A 17,460-nucleotide genomic window follows, 5' to 3' on the forward strand; every position below is an offset into this window, starting at 1 on the left:
GTATTCCTTTATTTAAGAATGACCGAGCCGCGGGCGGACACCCCGACCGGGGCCTGACGAGATTCCCTCACCCAAGGACCGTGATCCATCGTGAAGGTCGGCATCCCACGCGAGGTCAAGAACAACGAGTTCCGGGTGGCCATCACGCCCGCCGGAGTCCACGAGCTGGTCCGCCACCGCCACGACGTCCTCGTGGAGCAGGGCGCGGGCCTCGGCTCCTCCATCTCCGACGAGGAGTATGTCGCGGCCGGTGCGGAGATCCTGCCCACGGCCGACGCCGTGTGGGCCGCGGCGGACCTCGTGCTGAAGGTCAAGGAGCCGATCGCCGAGGAGTACCACCGCCTCCGCAAGGACCAGGTGCTGTTCACCTACCTCCACCTCGCCGCCTCCCGCCCGTGCACCGAAGCGCTGCTGGAGTCCGGCACCACCGCCATCGCGTACGAGACGGTCGAGGAGGCCGACCGGCAACTGCCGCTGCTCGCCCCGATGTCGGAGGTCGCCGGCCGGCTCGCGCCGCAGGTCGGCGCGTACCACCTGATGCGCTCGCAGGGCGGCCGCGGCGTTTTGCCGGGGGGCGTGCCCGGCGTGGTGCCGGGGCAGGCCGTCGTGATCGGCGGCGGCGTCTCCGGCTGGAACGCCACGCAGATCGCCGTCGGCATGGGCTTCCACGTCACGCTGCTTGACACCGACGTGCGCAAGCTGCGCGAAGCGGACAAGGTCTTCGGTACGAAGGTACGCACCCTGGCCTCCAACGCCTACACCCTCGGGCAGGCCGTCGTGGAGGCCGACCTGGTGATCGGCGCGGTGCTCATCCCGGGCGCGAAGGCGCCCAAGCTCGTCGACAACGAGCTGGTGTCGCGGATGAAGCCGGGAAGTGTCCTTGTCGACATCGCGATCGACCAGGGCGGCTGCTTCGCCGACTCCCGTCCGACCACGCACGCGGAGCCGACCTTCCGGGTGCACGAGTCGGTCTTCTACTGCGTCGCCAACATGCCCGGCGCGGTGCCCAACACGTCCACGTACGCGCTGACCAACGCGACCCTGCCGTACATCGTCAAGCTCGCGAACCTCGGCTGGCGCGCGGCGCTGCGCGGCGACGCGGCGCTCGCGCGGGGCCTCAACACCCACGAAGGACAGGTCGTTTACGGTCCCGTGGCGGAGGCGCACGACCTTCCGGCGGCCGAACTCGCGCGCGTGCTCGGCTGACTTCGCGCAGGTGCGCGGCACATCGACCACATCGGCGACACTGTCAACTCCTGTTCACCGGCCGAACCTTGTCACCAGCGGTTCGGCCGGCCGCCGTGCCGCGGAAAAGGATGCCCGAAGTGGTGTTCCACACCCGACACATCGTGCTCTGTCTGCGGGATTGTGTTGCTGCGGGACCCCGACACGCCATAGAGTCGCCAATCGTCGGCATGGTGCCACGCTGACCAATCGAGAAGTGCCCTGGTCACCTAGGAGGTAGGACGACTTGTGAATGAGTCGACATTTGCTCCCGGGGGTGGTCGTCCAGGCACGCCTGCGCGGGGCCACGGCCCCTCGGGGGTGGAGGCGCCTGTCGGCTCCGTCGCCGTCCACACCTTCTCGGCACACGCACACCAGGGCGGAAACGTATACCAGAGCATGGACGGTCATCACGTGAACGCCATGACCGGCAGCCAGAGCGGCGGCGAGGACACCACACGTCTCGCCGCATCCGCCGCCTCCGACTTCGAGGACCTGTCAGAAGGTCACTTCTACGATCCTGACGCGGACTACGAGCCGGACCCCGAGTACGCCGCCACGCTTGCCCCGGACGCCGCCCGGCAGCGCCGGGAGCGCATCGGTCCCACGGGCCGCCCGCTGCCGTACTTCCCCATCCCGGGCCCGGTCACCGACCACGGCCCGGCGAAGGTCATCGCCATGTGCAACCAGAAGGGCGGCGTCGGCAAGACCACGTCGGCCATCAACCTGGGCGCGGCGCTGGCCGAGTACGGCCGCCGCGTGCTGCTCGTGGACTTCGACCCGCAGGGCGCGCTCTCCGTCGGCCTCGGGGTCAACCCCATGGAGCTGGACCTCACGGTCTACAACCTGCTCATGGAGCGGGGCATGTCGGCCGACGAGGTGCTGCTCAAGACGGCCGTGCCCAACATGGACCTGCTGCCCAGCAACATCGATCTCTCCGCCGCCGAGGTCCAGTTGGTGAGCGAGGTGGCGCGGGAGCAGACGCTCCAGCGCGCGCTGAAGCCGCTGCTGCCCGAGTACGACTACGTCGTCATCGACTGCCAGCCGTCGCTGGGTCTGCTGACGGTCAACGCGCTGACCGCGGCGCACAAGGTGATCGTGCCGCTGGAGTGCGAGTTCTTCGCGCTGCGCGGTGTCGCGCTGCTCACCGAGACGATCGAGAAGGTCCAGGAGCGGCTCAACCCCGACCTGGAGCTGGACGGCATCCTCGCCACGATGTACGACTCGCGGACCGTGCACAGCCGCGAGGTGCTGGCGCGCGTCGTCGAGGCCTTCGACGACCACGTCTACCACACGGTCATCGGGCGCACCGTCCGCTTCCCCGAGACCACCGTGGCCGGCGAGCCCATCACCTCGTACGCGTCGAACTCCGTGGGCGCGGCCGCCTACCGCCAGTTGGCCAGGGAGGTGCTCGCCCGGTGCCACGCCGAGTGAGCCTGCCCGGGGCCGACGAGCTTTTCCGCACCACCGGGGGGACCGCGCTCCAGTCGTCCACGCCGCAGTCGGACCGGCAGCGGGCCAACGGCGAGGCGCCCGGCGGCAGTCCGCGGGTGCCCGCGCCCAGCCGGGAGGGCGACTCGGAGGCCGTGGCATCCGGTTCCGAGGCGGAGTCCGACGCCGACGCCGAGGAGGCGGGCGCGGAGGACCCGGGCGACTCCGGCGGTCACGGCGACGGCGCGCGGGGCGTACGCGCGGGCACCGGCGGCAACGCCGGCCCGGCGGCTCCGGCGGGCAAGCGCACCGCGGGAGCTCCCGCGGCCCGGCGCGACCCCGAGGCGACGGAGCACGGCGGCCGGGAGGCGAGCGCCGAGCCGGCCGCCGGCGGGCGGGCCCGGCAGGGCGAGCGGGAGCCGGCCGCCCAGGCGCGTACGAAGTCCGCGCGGCAGAGCGGCGGTTCGGCCGCGGCTGCCCAGCCCCGGCGCGGCCGGGGCCGCGGCGCGGCGCGGCGGCCCAGCGGCCGGGAGCGGCACGACGAGAAGATCACGGTCTACGTCTCCGCCGAGGAGCTGATGGACCTGGAGCACGCCCGCCTCGTGCTCCGCGGCGACCACGGCTTGGCGGTGGACCGCGGCAGGATCGTCCGCGAGGCCGTCGCGGTGGTGCTGGCCGACCTGGAGTCGCGCGGCGACGCGAGCATCCTCGTACGCCGCCTGCGCGGCCGCTGACGGCCCGCCCCTCCGCCCGGCCCGCACGCGCCGCCCGTCCGCGACGGCCGCGCCCTCCGCCCGGCCCGTACCGGATGACCTGGGCGCCGCCCCGCCGGACGGCAACCGGGCCCGCACCGCTCCGAGCGATACCCTGCGAGCGATGGACGACAGGCACGACGACCCGCAGCGCCCCGCGCGTACCGCCCGGCGCTCCCTCGGCCGCGGCCCCGGGGTCGCCGCGACGCCCACCAAGCCCGCGCCGCGGCCCGCCGACCCGGATCCGGTACGGGAGCCGTACCCCGAGCCGATGCCCCTGCCGCAGCCGGAGGCGCCGCCGCTGCCCATCCCCGCCCCCGCCCCGGGCCCCGACGAGCCGAGCCCCGCGCCCGGTCCTGCGGAGCCCGATCCGGAGCCGCGGCCGGACGACCCCGAGCCGGAGACCGAGCCCGCCCCGGCGGGCCCCGGCGGCACGGAGCCCGCCGAGGAGCCGCCCGGCGGCAGCGCCCCGGGACAGGCCGCGGAACCCGCCCCGGAGACCGGCGAGGGCGCCCCGGACGGCGAGCCGGACGACGCCCCCGACGACGGCGCCTTCCGGGTCCGGCTCGCCAACTTCGAGGGCCCCTTCGACCTCCTCCTCCAGCTCATCTCCAAGCACAAGCTGGACGTCACCGAGGTCTCCCTGCACCGCGTCACCGACGACTTCATGGCCCACATCCGCGCCATGGGCCCCGACTGGGACCTCGACCAGACCACCGAGTTCCTCGTCGTCGCCGCCACCCTCCTCGACCTCAAGGCCGCCCGCCTGCTGCCCGCCGCCGAGGTCGAGGACGAGGAGGACCTCGCGCTGCTGGAGGCCCGCGACCTGCTGTTCGCGCGGCTGCTGCAGTACCGCGCGTACAAGGAGATAGCGGGCATCTTCCACCGCCGGCTGGAGGCGGAGTCGCAGCGCCACCCCCGTACGGTCGGACTGGAGCCGCACCACGCGGAGCTGCTGCCCGAGGTGGTCATCAGCATCGGCCCCGAGGGCTTCGCCCGGCTCGCGGTCAAGGCGATGCAGCCCAAGCCCGTGCCGCAGGTCTACGTCGACCACATCCACGCCCCGCTCGTCAGCGTCCAGGAACAGGCGCAGATCGTCGTCTCCCGGCTGCGCGCCCACGGCTCCGTCAGCTTCCAGGAGCTGATCGCCGACGCCCCCGACCCGCTGACCGTCGTCGCCCGGTTCCTGGCCCTCCTGGAGCTGTACCGGGAGCGGGCCGTGGCCCTGGACCAGGAGGGCGCGCTGGAGCCGCTGACGGTGCGGTGGACGGGGCGGGAGGATGTGGTGCCGGTGGTGACCGACGAGTTCGACACGGCGCCCGGCGACGCGGACGCGGCCGGCGGGAACGAAGGCGAAGGCGAGGACGAGCGATGAGCGACGCAGGGGTGGACGTGCCGGACGCGGCGGAGGCGGACGGGGCGGACGTGGACGGGGCGGACGCGACGGACACGGCAGCCGCCGCCGAGGCAGCCCGGCAGCCGGAGGAGGAGACGGAGACGAGCCCCACCGCGGGCCTCCCGCTGCGCCCTGCCCTCGAAGCCGTCCTCATGGTCGTCGACGAGCCCGTCACGCCCGAGCACCTGGCCAAGGTCCTCGACCGCCGCCCCCGCGAGATCGCCGACGCCCTGCGCGAGCTGTCCGACGAGTACACCGTCCAGGGCCGCGGCTTCGACCTGCGGCACGTCGCCGGCGGCTGGCGCTTCTACACCCGCGCCGCCTACGCGCCCGCCGTCGAGGGCTTCGTCCTCGACGGCCAGCAGTCCCGCCTCACCCAGGCCGCGCTGGAGACGCTGGCGGTCGTCGCGTACCGCCAGCCGGTCTCCCGCTCCCGGGTCTCCGCCGTCCGCGGCGTCAACTGCGACGGCGTCATGCGCACGCTGCTGCAGCGGGGGCTTGTCGAGGAGGCGGGCACGGAGGACGGAACAGGTGCGATCCTGTACAGGACGACGAACTACTTCCTGGAGCGGATGGGCCTGCGCGGCCTGGACGAGCTCCCCGAGCTGGCCCCGTTCCTCCCGGACGCGGACGCGGTGGAGGGCGAGTCCCAGGAGGGCGTCCCGTCGTTCGACGTGGATGACGAGACCTGACCAAACCAACGGACTGACGGTAGCTCGATGCGAAGCAGCGGCGGCAGGAACAGCAGGAAGCCCTCGGGCTCCGACCCCCGGGGGGCGGGCGGCAGGCGGGACGCACCACAGCGCGGGCAGGGCCGCCCCCGCTCCGACGAGCGGGGACGCCCCCGCCCCGAGGAGCGGCGGTACGAGAAGTCCGGCGTCCCCCAGGGCGAGCGCCCGGGCGGCCAGGGGAAGGGCGGCCGCGGGCGCGGCGCCGCGCCCGCCAGGCCCGCGCGCTCCCGCGAGTACGACGCGCAGTTGGAGGAGCGGGCCAGGGCCCGGCACAGCAAGCCGCAGCGCGCGCTGCCGAAGACGTTCGGCGAACCGGAGGGCGAGCGGCTGCAGAAGGTGCTGGCGCGGGCCGGCATGGGGTCGCGGCGCGCCTGCGAGGAGCTGATCGACCAGGCGCGGGTCGAGGTCAACGGGCGCATCGTCACCGAGCAGGGGCTTCGCGTCGACCCGGAGAAGGACGAGATCAAGGTCGACGGGCTGACCGTGGCCACCCAGTCGTACCTCTTCTTCGCCCTCAACAAGCCCGTCGGCGTCGTCTCCTCGATGGACGACCCGGAGGGCCGGCAGAACCTCGGCGACTACGTGGACAACCGCGAGACGCGGCTCTTCCACGTCGGCCGCCTGGACACCGAAACCGAGGGCATCATCCTGCTCACCAACCACGGCGAGCTGGCCCACCGCCTCACCCACCCCCGCTACGGCGTGAAGAAGACCTACCTGGCCGCCATCCAGGGCCCGCTCCCGCGCGACCTCGGCAAGCGGCTCAGGAACGGCATCCGGCTCGACGACGGCTACGCCAAGGCGGACGACTTCCGGGTGGTGGAGAACACCGGCAAGAACTACCTCGTCGAGGTGGTGCTGCACGAGGGCCGCAAGCACATCGTGCGGCGGATGCTCGCGGAGGCGGGCTTCCCCGTCGACAAGCTGGTACGGACGCGCTTCGGCCCGATCGCGCTGGGCGACCAGAAGTCGGGCTGGCTGCGCCGGCTGACCAACACCGAGGTCGGGATGCTGATGCGGGAGGTCGGGCTCTGAGGGCGGGTGCGGGCCGGGCGCCGCGTATCCTTGCGCCGTGCGTACCGCCCTCGTCATCGGCACCGGCCTCATCGGCACCTCCGCCGCCCTGGCGCTGACCCGCAGAGGCGTCACGGTGTATCTCCGGGACGAGGACGCCGACCAGGCCCGTACCGCCGCCTCCCTCGGGGCCGGCACCGACCAGCCGGCCCCCGGCCCGGTGGATCTCGCCGTCGTCGCCGTGCCGCCCGCGCTCACCGGCCGCACCCTCGCCGACGCCCAGCGCCGCGGCCTGGCCCGCGGCTACCTCGACGTCGCCAGCGTCAAGGGCGGCCCCCGCCGCACCCTCCAGGAGCTGGGCGGCGACCTCACCCGCTACATCGGCAGCCACCCGATGGCCGGCAGCGAGCGCTCCGGCCCGCTGGCCGCCACCGCGGAGCTGTTCGAGGGCCGCCCCTGGGTGCTGAGCCCGGCGGAGACCACCGACACCGAGGTGCTGAACCTGGCGCTGGAGCTGGTCGCGCTCTGCCGCGCCGTGCCCGTGGTGATGGACGCCGACGCCCACGACCGCGCGGTCGCCCTCGTCTCGCACACCCCGCAGCTCGTCTCCAGCATGGTCGCGGCCCGGCTGCGGGACGCCGAGGAGGCCGCGGTGCGGCTGTGCGGGCAGGGCATCAGGGACGTCACGCGCATCGCCGCCTCGGACCCCGCGATGTGGATCGACATCCTCTCCGCCAACCCGGGCCCGGTCGCCGAGGTGCTGGCCGAGGTCGCCGCCGACCTCGACGAGACGGTACGCGCGCTGCGCGCTCTGCAGGCCGCCGACGACGCCAAGCGCCGCAGCGGCGCGGCCGGCATCGAGGACGTGCTGCGCCGCGGCAGCGCCGGCCGCGAGCGGGTGCCGGGCAAGCACGGCGCCGCCCCCGCGGACTACGAGACCGTCACCGTGCTCATCGGCGACCGGCCGGGCGAGCTGGCCCGCATCTTCGCCGACGCCGGCGCGGCCGGGGTCAACATCGAGGACGTACGCATCGAGCACGCCACCGGCCAGCAGGCCGGGCGGGTGCAGCTCATGGTCGAGCTGTCGGCGGCGCCCGCGCTCACCGCGGCGCTGCGCGAGCGCGGGTGGCCCCTGAGGCAGTGACGGGGGCCCGCGCGGGTGGCAGTACCCTTGGTCCCGCACAAGTTCGGCTTTACCCCGTCGTCGACCAGAGGAAGGGTGTCGTACGCCCCGTGGACAGCGCCGCCAAGGCCCAGCGGGCCCCCGTGATCGTCGCCATCGACGGCCCCGCCGGCACCGGCAAGTCGAGCACGTCCCGGGCCGTCGCCGCCCGGCTGGGCCTGCGCTACCTCGACACCGGCGCCCAGTACCGGGCCGCCGCCTGGTGGATGCTGGGCAACGGCGTGGACGTGAACGACGCCGCCGCGGTCGCCGCCGCCGCCGAGAAGCCGCAGATCGTCTCCGGCACCGACCCGGGGTCGCCCACGATCACCGTCGACGGCGCGGACGCCGCCGGCCCGATCCGTACCCGGGAGGTCACCGCCGCGGTCAGCGCCGTCAGCGCGGTGCCGGAGGTCCGGACGCGGGTGACCGCGCTGCAGCGGTCGATCGCGGCGGAGTCCGCGAAGAGCGGCGGGATCGTGGTCGAGGGCCGGGACATCGGCACGACGGTGCTGCCGGACGCGGACGTGAAGATCTTCCTCACCGCCTCCGAGGAGGTACGGGCCGCCCGCCGCAGCAACGAGCTGAAGGGCAATGGCGCCCGCCACGTGGCGGCCACGCAGGCGTCGCTGGCCCGGCGTGACGCCGCCGACGCCGGCCGCAAGGTCTCGCCGCTCGCCAAGGCCGCCGACGCCATCGAGGTGGACACGACGGAGCTGACCCTGGAACAGGTCATCCAGTGCGTCGTGACCCTCGTCGAAGAGAAGCAGCAGGGTCGGTGACAGAACCGGCCGGCGCGGTGCCGGAGACACGGGGTGCGCTCGTCGGGCGGCGGATGTCCGCGCCCGTCATGCACGGCTACTTCAGGCCGCGGATACTCGGCGCCTGGCGGATGCCCGCGAGCGGGCCCGTCATCCTGGCCGGGAACCACTCCCACAACGTCGACGGCCCGCTGCTCATGGGCACCTCGCCGCGGCCGGTGCACTTCCTGATCAAGCAGGAGGCGTTCGTCGGGATCGTAGGCTGGTACCTGCGCACCATCGGCCAGGTGGCCATCGACCGCACCACGGTCGACCGGGCGGCGATCACCCGCGCGCTGGGGGTGCTGGACGACGGCGGGGTGCTCGGGATCTTCCCCGAGGGCAGCAGGGGAGAGGGCGACTTCTCCTCGATCCGCGGGGGCGTCGCGTACTTCGCGGTGCGCTCCGGCGCCCCGGTGGTGCCGGTCGCGGTGCTGGGCACGGCGGAGCGGCGCAGCCGCGTGGTCAAGGCCCTGCCGCCGGTCCGCTCCCACGTGGACATCGTCTTCGGCGAGCCCTTCCAGGCCGGCTCGCCGGACGGGCGGCGTACCCGCAAGGCGATGGACGAGGCGACGCTGCGCATCCAGGACCGGCTGACCGCGCACCTGGCCGCCGCCAGGCGCGACACCGGCCGCTAGACCAGACTTGAGGCCGCTGCCCGGACGAACCGGGCCGTACGCGGCCGAGAACGCAAGGACGAGGAACGTGATGAGCGAGACCGGCATCTCCCCGGAGCAGGGCCCGGACGGCGCGGCCCACGACGGGGGCCACGGCGACGAGCACGGGGAGCTGGGCGACGCCGAGTACGCCGAGTTCCTGGAGCTGGCCGCCGAGGAGGGCTTCGACCTCGACGAGGTCGAGGGCGACCTCGCGCGGGCCGGGCACGGCCCGCTGCCGGTGGTGGCGGTCGTCGGCCGCCCGAACGTCGGCAAGTCGACTCTGGTGAACCGCGTCATCGGCCGCCGCGAGGCCGTCGTGGAGGACCGCCCCGGCGTCACCCGCGACCGCGTGTCGTACGAGGCCGAATGGGCGGGCCGCCGCTTCAAGATGGTCGACACCGGCGGCTGGGAGCAGGACGTGCTCGGCATCCACGCCTCCGTGGCGGCGCAGGCCGAGTTCGCGGTGGAGGCCGCGGACGCCGTGGTCTTCGTCGTGGACACGCAGACGGGCGCCACGGACACCGACGAGGCCGTCGTGAAGATGCTGCGCCGGGCCGGCAAGCCGGTGGTGCTCTGCGCCAACAAGGTCGACGGGCAGTCGGGCGAGGCGGAGGCGGCGTACCTGTGGTCGCTCGGCCTCGGCGAGCCCCACCCGGTCTCCGCGCTGCACGGCCGCGGCACCGGCGACATGCTCGACGCGGTGCTCGCCGTGCTCCCGGACGCACCCGCGCAGTCGTTCGCCGGCGGGCTCGGCGGGCCGCGCCGGGTGGCGCTCATCGGGCGGCCGAACGTCGGCAAGTCGTCCATGCTCAACAAGCTCGCCAAGGAGGACCGCGTCGTCGTGGACGACGTCGCGGGCACCACCCGGGACCCGGTGGACGAGCTGATCCAACTGGGCGGGCAGACCTGGCGCTTCGTCGACACCGCCGGCATCCGGCGGCGCGTGCACCTCCAGGAGGGCGCCGACTACTACGCCTCGCTGCGCACCGCCGCGGCGCTGGAGAAGGCGGAGGTCGCGGTCGTCCTCGTGGACGCCGGCGAGACGCTGGCCGTCCAGGACACCCGGATCATCTCGATGGCCGTCGACGCCGGCCGGGCGCTGGTCATCGCGTACAACAAGTGGGACCTGCTGGACGAGGAGCGCCGCTTCTACCTGGAGCGCGAGATCGAGCGCGACCTCGTGCAGGTGCAGTGGGCGCCGCGGGTCAACGTCTCGGCCCGTACCGGACGGCACCTGGAGAAGCTCGTGCCGGCGCTGGAGACGGCGCTGGCGGGCTGGGAGACGCGGGTGCCCACCGGGAGGCTCAACGCCTTCCTCGGCGAACTCGTGGCCGGACAGCCGCACCCGGTGCGCGGCGGCAAGCAGCCGCGGATCCTCTTCGGCACCCAGGCGGGCACCCGGCCGCCGCGGTTCGTGCTCTTCGCCTCGGGGTTCATCGAGGCGAACTACCGGCGCTTCATCGAGCGGCGGCTGCGCGAGGAGTTCGGCTTCGAGGGCAGCCCGATCCGGATCTCGGTGCGGGTGCGGGAGAAGCGGGGCCGCAAGAAGTAGCGGTCCCGGCCCCGCGCGGGTGCGTGTCCCGCGTACGCGCCCGGCGGGTACGCGGCACGGGACGGCGGGTTCGCGCCCGCCCTAGTCCCCGGCCGCGCGGTGGCGGTGCACGTGCAGGTGTGACCGCAGGCGGCCCGTGGACGGCAGTGACGGGCGGGAGTTCATGATGGCGTCGAAGCGGAGCTGCTCCTCGCCGGACCGGTCCCCGGGCAGCGCCCGGAAGAGCCGGCGGTACTCGGCGAACAGGGCGTCGTAGATCGGCGTCCCCGAGGTGCCGGCGGCCGCGCGGGGCTCGTGGGCGGGGCGCATGCCGGGAATCACGTGGTATCGGTGCACACTTGTGCAACGAAGGCGCGGCACGCGGGGATACGGGTGCGCGTTGCTCCGATCAGGTACCGGTGCCCCGGCGGGGGCGGGGATCAGGTTCCGGTGAGGGGCATCGTCGCGCCGACGAGGAGCCCGCGCCCGGCGGCCTGCGCCAGCGCCTCGCCGAGCAGGTCCTCGCGCGGCTGCCGCCCGATCGCGCCGACGGGCGCGGCGTACACCAGCACTTCCTGCTCCTTGGCCGCGGTGGCCCGCCAGCCGTCGGACACGTGCAGCGGCTGGTGCGCCCGCCACCAGGCGGTCGGCGGCTGACCGGCGGTGCCGGGCTGCATCACGGCGTGCAGGTGACCGGCGACGAGCAGCACGGACCAACCGGTCGCCGGCGCCGGGGGCTTGACCATGTCCATCACGGGCAGGAAGCCGCTCTCGATGAGCAGCGGCAGGAAGTCGTCGCCGGGGCCCTCGGAGCCGGGCCGGACGACGGGCGCGGTGGGCTCGACGACCAGCGCGGGCCGCGCGTCCTCGCCGCACATCACCAGCCCGCAGGTGACGCCGAGCACCGCCTGCGCCTCGCCCGGGTCGCCGCCGGTGTCCGCCGCGGGAGCGGGGGCGGAGGCGGCGGCCGGTGCGGCGTGCTGCGCGGGTGCCGCGGAGGGTACGACCGCGGCCGGGGAAGCGGGGGCGCCGGCGGAGACGTGGGGCTGCGGCGCCGGGAAGGCCGCGGGCGCGAGGGCGGCGGCGGCCACGTGCGGTGCCACGGGGGCGGGTGCGGCGGCCGGGGACGGGGCCCGCTCCGGTCCTTCGTCGGCGGTGATCGAGCGCACGGCGCCCTGCAGTTGGTCCTCGGAGACCGGGACGACCTGCGAGGGGATGCAGGTGGCGTGGGCGAAGGCGAGCACCGCGGTCTCCTCGCCGACGAAGAGCACGGTGCTCGTCCGCTCCTGCGCGGAGTCGCCGGGGGCGCGGCAGGAGGTGCAGTCGTACGCGCCGGGGGCGGACTCGCCGGCGGCGAGCCGGTCCGCCTCCTCGTCGCCGATCTCGGCGCGTACGGCGTCGCTCACTTCGAGCATGCGGGGCACGAGTCGCTCCTCGGTGTCGTGGTGCCTGTTCATCTGGGCACAACGGGCGACCTGTGTGCGGAGTCACGCCCCCGGCGTCGATTGCCGGAACGGGGTGTACGGACCGTAGGGAGTTGACCGGAAATTCTCACTGTGAGTCAACTGATGTGCGAATCACGGTCGTTGGTGCCGTGAGGCGAGCCACAGCTCGACCGAAGATTTGCCAGACAAAGCCTGATTTGACCGGCGCGGCACCCTGTCCGGTATTGATCGATACCCACGGTAACCGGCAACTGGCCTCGAATGACGGGGTCTTGGTTGATTACGCCCGACAAGGCTGCCTAGATTCGGCCGCCGCGTGCACCGAGCACCGCCCGGGCAGGGGACCCGGGGCCACCGAGAGGAACGTATGCCTTTCCCGAAGGGCGACATACGCGCCACCCGCAGTGACCGTACGACCAGTGAGGCAGGCACCACCATCAGCACCAGCAGGACACGCAGGAACGCCGCCGTCGCGACCGGAGCCGCCGCGCTCCTCGCCCCCCTCGCACTCCTGGCCTCCGCCGCCCCGGCGGGCGCCGCGGACAGCGGGGTCTGGGACCGCATCGCGCAGTGCGAGAGCGGCGGCGACTGGTCCATCAACACCGGCAACGGCTACTACGGCGGGCTGCAGTTCGCCGCGTCCACCTGGGAGGCGTACGGCGGAACCGCCTACGCGGCCACCGCGGACGGGGCCAGCCGGGAGCAGCAGATCGCGGTCGCCACCAAGGTGCAGGCCGCGCAGGGGTGGGGCGCCTGGCCGCACTGCTCCGTCGAGGCCGGCGCGTCGGGCGGGGCACCCGCGGTGGCGCAGCCGGAGCAGGAGGAGCCCGCGCAGGAGGAGCCCGCGCAGCCGCGTTCCGAGCCGCGCGCGGACCGCGGCGAGCAGCAGCGGCAGCCGCTCAAGCGCGGCGACGGCAACTACACCGTCAAGGCCGGCGACACCCTCAGCCGCATCGCCGACGCCCACGGCACGCCGTGGCGCGAGGTCTACGAGGCCAACCGCGACGTCATCGGCGGCGACCCGGACGTCATCCTGCCGGGCCAGCGCCTGCACGTCTGACCGGCCCTCAGCGGGCCGCCGTGCGCCACGGCGGCCCCACTTCGGCGGGCTCGCCGCTGAACACCACGTTGCCGCGACGGAGTTCGTGCACCACCGTCGCCGCGGCCGCAAGGCCGGGCGGCAGACTCTGCTCCGCGACGACGACGGTGGCGGCGAGCCCGCCGAGCAGTTCGTGCGTACGGGCCGCCACCGCGGCCGACATCCCCTGGCCCGGCTCGTCGAGCAGGACGAGCCGGGCGGGGGACAGCAGCGCGCGGGAGACGGCCAGCATCCGCTGCTCGCCGCCCGAGAGCGTGCCCGCGCGGTGCGTCAGCAGCCGCGCCAGTTCCGGATACGCGGCCAGCGCGGGGCCGGTGTCGCCGTCGCGGGCGGCGAGCCGCAGGTTCTCCGCCACGGTCAGCGAGCCGAACACCGCGCGCACCTCCGGAGTCAGCGACAGCCCGCGGCGGGCACGGGCGTACGCGGGCATCCGCGTGACGTCCTCCCCGCGCCACACCACGCGCCCCGCGGCCAGCGGCACGGTCCCGGCGAGGGCGCGCAGCGCGGTCGTCCGGCCGGAGCCGTTGCGGCCCAGCAGCACCGTGAGCCGGCCGGCGGGCACGGGGAGGTCGACGCCGTGCATGGCCTCCAGCGGGCCGTAGCGGACGCGGGCGCGGTGCAGCGCGATCTCGACGCTCACGGCGCCTCCGCGGCTGCCGTGCCCGTCGCCGCGAGCACGTGGGCGGCGGTGCCGGAGGCGACGATGCGGCCGGCGGCCATCGCGTAGACGGTGTCGGCGAGTTCGCCGACGAGTTCGAGGTCGTGCTCGACCACGAGCAGGGCCGTGCCGTCGGCGGCGAGCGCACGCAGGACGCGGACGAGCGCGGCGGTTTCGGCGAGGTCGAGGCCGGCGGCGGGCTCGTCGAGCAGCAGCACGCGGGGGCCGCCGGCGAGGGCGCGGCCGAGTTCGACCCGGCGGAGGACGCCGGTGGGCAGGTCCTCGGCCGGCGCGTCGCGCAGCGGCCCGTCGAGGCCGAGGAGCCGCAGCACGGGGTCGGTGGCCGCGGGGTCGCGGACGCGGCCCTGCTCGGCGCCGACGCCGACGTTCTCGGCGACGGTGAGGGTGGGGAAGACGGCGGGCTGCTGAAACGTCCGCGCCAGCCCGAGCCGGTTGCGCGCGTGCGCGCTGCGCCGGGTCACGTCCCGCCCGTCGAGCACGACCCGCCCGGCCCGCGGCCTGAGGGTCCCGGCGAGACAGTGGAACAGGGTGGACTTCCCGGCCCCGTTGGGCCCGACGAGGGCGGTGACCTGCCCGGCGGCGACCCGGAGGTCGACGCCGGAGAGCACGGAGAAGTCCCCGTACGAAACGGAGACGCCGCGCGCGACGAGCGGATCGCCTGCGGCGGGCACCGCGGACGGCCGCGCCCGGCGCGCACCGCGGGGCGGCCTGCGGCCGGCGGCGCGGGGGTCGGTGGCGGACCGGTTGCCGGTATGCGGTGGTGGTGGTGGTGCGGCTTCGGCGGCGGGGGGTGCGGGTGCGTGTGGGCGGTCAGGGTTGCGTGCGTGGTCCGGGTCTTCGTGGGTCGGCCTGCGGCCGGCGGCGGGGGTGTCCGGGGTGGAGTGGGCGTCGGTATGCGGCGGATGTGCGGCTTGGTCGGTGGGGGGCGCGGGTGCGTCGCGGCGGTCAGGGGTGCGTGCGTGGTCCGGCTCTCCGCGGGTCGGCCTGCGGCCGGCGGCGCGGGTGTCCGGGTCGGTCTGGGTGCCGGTGTGCGCCGGTGGCGCGGGCGCGTCGCGGCGGTCAGGGTTGCGTGCGTGGTCCGGGTCTCCGCGGGTCGGCCTGCGGCCGGCGGCGCGGGTGTCCGGGTCGGTCTGGGTGCCGGTGTGCGCCGGTGGCGCGGGCGCGTCGCGGCGGTCAGGGTTGCGTGCGGCGTCCGGGTCTCCGCTGGCCGGCCTGCGGCCGGCGGCCCGGACGTCCGAGTCGGGCTCGGCACCGCCGACCCGTTGCGGTGCTTCGCCCGTGCTCGGCTCGGGCGTGTTCGGCACGGCGCTCGTCGGCCCCCGGCCGGGGGCCCGTGCGCCTTCGGCGCCGGACCGGCCGACGGGCGAGGGCCGCGCGGCTTCGCCCGCGGCCGGGCCGGGCGTGTCCCTTCCCCCGGGGTCCTCCGCGGCCCCCGCGGTCGCCCTGGAAGCCAGCTCGGCGGTGGCGTCCCTCGGCCACAGGGCTTCCGCCGGGCCGGGCTCCGCCGTGCCTTCCGCGCCGCTCTTTCCGCGCCTCGCCGCAGGCGCCGGGCTGTCCGTGTCCTGCGCCGGCCGGGGCCCGGCGACCGTGCGTGCCAGGAGCGGCCCGGTTCCGGCCGCCCCCGCCGGAGGCGCCACGCGTGTCGTCCCGACCGCCCGGGGCGCTTGTGCCAGGTGCGTGCGCAGCCGCAGGCCCCGCGGTGTCAGGCCCGGCCGCCGGAGGCGGCGGGACGCCGCGCGGTGGAGGGCCTCGTACAGGCCGCCCGGGAAGCGGCCCAGCAGGACCGCCAGGACGCCGATGACCGCCGCCGCCATCCCGCCGCGGGTGCCCGCGTCCAGCCCCACCAGCAGCGCCGACGCCAGCAGCGCGCCCAGCATGCTGTCCGCGCCGACCACGACCACCGCCGCGAACCACAGCAGACTCCGCACCGGGTCGAAGGCGTTGGGGTCGAAGGCGCGGGCGCCCATGGCCAGCATGCCGCCGCCCAGGGCCGCCAGGGCGGCGCCCGCCGCGAAGGCGGCGACCTTCAGCGACGGCACCGGCACCCCCGCCGCCGCGGCGCCCGACTCGTGGTCCCGCATCGCCGCCAGCGCGCGGCCCGGGCGCCCCCGGCGCAGGGCGTGGGCCGCCGTCAGCGCGCCGGCGAGCAGCACGAGTTCGAGGACGTAGAACGCCCGGTCCCCGGTGAAGCCCGCGGGGCGGCCCAGCGTCAGGCCCGAGGTCGCGTACGGCTGCGCGAAGACGAAGCGGCTCACCGCCACCCCCACCGCCAGCGTGACCAGCGCCAGCGCCAGGCCCTGCCGGCGGATCGCCGGGTACCCCGTGAGCAGCCCCAGCGGCGCCACCAGCAGCACCGCGACGCCGAGCGCCACCAGCTCCGGCAGCTCGGGCAGCCCCGGGAACCGCCCCGCCGCCAGCAGCGCCGTGAACAGTGCTCCCAGCCCGGCGTACGCCGCCTGCCCCAGCGAGACCTGGCCGCCGCGCCCCGTGACGACCACCAGCGACAGCAGCACCACCGCCAGCGCCGGCACCTGGACCGACGTGGTCAGGTCGGAGCCCGCGAAGCCCAGCGGCAGCAGGAACAGCACCCCGGCGACCAGCCACGTCCGCCCGTCGCCGGCCGCCGAGTCCAGCGTGTCGGCCGGTACCCGCAGGAAGCCGTCGCCGGAGCCCGTCCAGAGCCGCGGCAGGGCCAGCGCCGCCACCAGCAGCAGCACCGCGAAGAGGTTCGCGCCCAGCGCCTGCACCAACTGCTCGCCCCAGCCCCCCGGATGGAGCCGGGTCAACTGCGCCTGGCCCACGCCGACCGCCAGCGCCACCGCCACGACCGCCGGCAGGCTCCGCAGCCCGGCCGCGACCGCGACCCCGATGACGGCCATCACCAGCAGCGGCAGCCCGTACGGGTCGAGGCGGTACTCCGGTGCCAGCAGCACGCCCGTGACGCCCGCGGTGAACGTGCCGAACGCCCAGCCGGCGTCGGCGACCCGGTCGGCGTCGATGCCGCTGAGTGCGGCGAGCCGCCGGTTGTCGACCACCGCGCGCAGCTCCCGCCCGAACCGGGTCCACCGCGTGACCGCCGCGACCGCGCCCGCCAGCGCCACCGCCGTACCGAGCTGCACCCACGGGTCGGACGGCAGCAGTTCGGGCGCGTCCGTGCGCGCGCCCGTGCCCCACAGGAGCCCCGCCGCGCCCATCAGCAGCACGAACACCCCGAGCGACGCCACCAGCGCCTGCGCGCCGCCGGCGCCGGCCCCGCCCGACTGGAGCACCGACAGCGGCCGGAAGACGAACCGCCCCATGAGCAGCCCGATGCCGGGGGCGACGACGAGCAGGCTGACGGCCGCCGCCGCCCACAGCGGCCAGTCCCAGCCGACGGCGAGCTGGCGCATGACGTACGCGGTGAACATCGCGACCGCGCCGTGCGCCAGGTTGAGCACGCCGGTCGCGCGGTACGTGACGACGACGCCGATGCCGGAGAGCGCCGCGGCGCTGCCCACCGCGAGCCCGGCCAGCGTCAGTTCGTAGGTGAGCGACACC

The 17,460-nt window shown here is 75.2% G+C and carries 15 protein-coding genes; 11 read left to right on the forward strand and 4 right to left on the reverse strand.

Annotated features, from left to right (window positions below):
- The first annotated feature begins 90 nt into the window (after positions 1–90).
- The 10 genes from ald (at position 91) to der (ending at position 10,721) form a co-directional block, all read left to right on the forward strand.
- Positions 91–1,206, forward strand: a complete 1,116-nt coding sequence (gene ald / locus O7599_RS32365; RefSeq protein ID WP_281619154.1) for an alanine dehydrogenase — start codon at positions 91–93, stop codon at positions 1,204–1,206.
- Positions 1,207–1,473: 267 nt separating this feature from the next.
- Positions 1,474–2,658 carry a ParA family protein gene (locus tag O7599_RS32370; RefSeq protein ID WP_281619155.1) on the forward strand — a complete coding sequence of 395 codons (1,185 nt, stop codon included), beginning with the start codon at positions 1,474–1,476 and terminating at the stop codon, positions 2,656–2,658.
- On the forward strand, positions 2,643–3,389 hold the full coding sequence (locus O7599_RS32375) for a hypothetical protein (RefSeq protein WP_281619156.1): 747 nt from the start codon (positions 2,643–2,645) through the stop codon (positions 3,387–3,389). Before O7599_RS32370 ends, O7599_RS32375 begins: the two co-directional genes overlap by 16 nt.
- Before the next feature lie 142 nt (positions 3,390–3,531).
- The gene (locus tag O7599_RS32380; RefSeq protein WP_281619157.1) at positions 3,532–4,782 is read left to right on the forward strand and encodes a segregation/condensation protein A; all 1,251 of its coding nucleotides are present in this window, start codon (positions 3,532–3,534) and stop codon (positions 4,780–4,782) included.
- Positions 4,779–5,495, forward strand: a complete 717-nt coding sequence (gene scpB / locus O7599_RS32385) for an SMC-Scp complex subunit ScpB (protein ID WP_281619158.1) — start codon at positions 4,779–4,781, stop codon at positions 5,493–5,495. The genes O7599_RS32380 and scpB overlap by 4 nt, the downstream gene beginning before the upstream one ends.
- A 27-nt stretch (positions 5,496–5,522) precedes the next feature.
- Positions 5,523–6,569: a pseudouridine synthase gene (locus O7599_RS32390; protein ID WP_281619159.1), complete on the forward strand. Its 1,047-nt coding sequence runs from the start codon at positions 5,523–5,525 to the stop codon at positions 6,567–6,569.
- Between the two features lie 37 nt (positions 6,570–6,606).
- Entirely contained in the window at positions 6,607–7,692 is a 1,086-nt protein-coding gene (locus O7599_RS32395) for a prephenate dehydrogenase (protein ID WP_281619160.1), read from the forward strand.
- A gap of 89 nt (positions 7,693–7,781) precedes the next feature.
- Positions 7,782–8,492 carry a (d)CMP kinase gene (cmk, locus tag O7599_RS32400; protein ID WP_281619161.1) on the forward strand — a complete coding sequence of 237 codons (711 nt, stop codon included), beginning with the start codon at positions 7,782–7,784 and terminating at the stop codon, positions 8,490–8,492.
- A gap of 53 nt (positions 8,493–8,545) precedes the next feature.
- On the forward strand, positions 8,546–9,148 hold the full coding sequence (locus O7599_RS32405; RefSeq protein ID WP_281623612.1) for a lysophospholipid acyltransferase family protein: 603 nt from the start codon (positions 8,546–8,548) through the stop codon (positions 9,146–9,148).
- Positions 9,149–9,218: 70 nt separating this feature from the next.
- Positions 9,219–10,721 (forward strand): ribosome biogenesis GTPase Der, encoded by a 1,503-nt coding sequence (gene der, locus O7599_RS32410; protein ID WP_281619162.1) that lies wholly within the window; start codon positions 9,219–9,221, stop codon positions 10,719–10,721.
- An 81-nt stretch (positions 10,722–10,802) separates the two neighbouring features.
- Here the strand turns inward: der and O7599_RS32415 are convergent, their stop codons facing one another.
- Both O7599_RS32415 and O7599_RS32420 read right to left on the reverse strand, forming a co-directional pair.
- Positions 10,803–11,030 (reverse strand): hypothetical protein, encoded by a 228-nt coding sequence (locus O7599_RS32415; RefSeq protein ID WP_281623672.1) that lies wholly within the window; start codon positions 11,028–11,030, stop codon positions 10,803–10,805.
- A 110-nt stretch (positions 11,031–11,140) separates the two neighbouring features.
- Complete coding sequence (locus O7599_RS32420; protein WP_281619163.1) at positions 11,141–12,157, reverse strand: hypothetical protein; 1,017 nt, start codon at positions 12,155–12,157, stop codon at positions 11,141–11,143.
- 355 nt (positions 12,158–12,512) lie between these two features.
- On the opposite strand from O7599_RS32420, the gene O7599_RS32425 reads away from it, so the two are divergent.
- The gene (locus tag O7599_RS32425; protein WP_281619164.1) at positions 12,513–13,205 is read left to right on the forward strand and encodes a transglycosylase family protein; all 693 of its coding nucleotides are present in this window, start codon (positions 12,513–12,515) and stop codon (positions 13,203–13,205) included.
- Positions 13,206–13,212: 7 nt separating this feature from the next.
- Here O7599_RS32425 and O7599_RS32430 read toward each other — a convergent pair whose 3' ends face one another.
- Both O7599_RS32430 and O7599_RS32435 read right to left on the reverse strand, forming a co-directional pair.
- On the reverse strand, positions 13,213–13,884 hold the full coding sequence (locus O7599_RS32430; RefSeq protein WP_281619165.1) for an ATP-binding cassette domain-containing protein: 672 nt from the start codon (positions 13,882–13,884) through the stop codon (positions 13,213–13,215).
- Complete coding sequence (locus O7599_RS32435; RefSeq protein ID WP_281619166.1) at positions 13,881–17,459, reverse strand: ATP-binding cassette domain-containing protein; 3,579 nt, start codon at positions 17,457–17,459, stop codon at positions 13,881–13,883. The genes O7599_RS32430 and O7599_RS32435 overlap by 4 nt, the downstream gene beginning before the upstream one ends.
- Position 17,460: the final 1 nt, after the last annotated feature.

The sequence above is a fragment of the Streptomyces sp. WMMC500 genome, assembly GCF_027497195.1.
GTDB lineage: Bacteria > Actinomycetota > Actinomycetes > Streptomycetales > Streptomycetaceae > Streptomyces.

Coding starts and splice junctions, on each gene's coding strand:
- O7599_RS32380 (WP_281619157.1), top strand. CDS start 3,532: ATGGACGACAGGCACGACGACCCGCAGCGCCCCGCGCGTACCGCCCGG.
- scpB (WP_281619158.1), top strand. CDS start 4,779: ATGAGCGACGCAGGGGTGGACGTGCCGGACGCGGCGGAGGCGGACGGG.
- O7599_RS32390 (WP_281619159.1), top strand. CDS start 5,523: ATGCGAAGCAGCGGCGGCAGGAACAGCAGGAAGCCCTCGGGCTCCGAC.
- O7599_RS32405 (WP_281623612.1), top strand. CDS start 8,546: ATGTCCGCGCCCGTCATGCACGGCTACTTCAGGCCGCGGATACTCGGC.
- der (WP_281619162.1), top strand. CDS start 9,219: ATGAGCGAGACCGGCATCTCCCCGGAGCAGGGCCCGGACGGCGCGGCC.
- O7599_RS32415 (WP_281623672.1), bottom strand. CDS start 11,030: ATGCGCCCCGCCCACGAGCCCCGCGCGGCCGCCGGCACCTCGGGGACG.
- O7599_RS32420 (WP_281619163.1), bottom strand. CDS start 12,157: ATGAACAGGCACCACGACACCGAGGAGCGACTCGTGCCCCGCATGCTC.
- O7599_RS32425 (WP_281619164.1), top strand. CDS start 12,513: ATGCCTTTCCCGAAGGGCGACATACGCGCCACCCGCAGTGACCGTACG.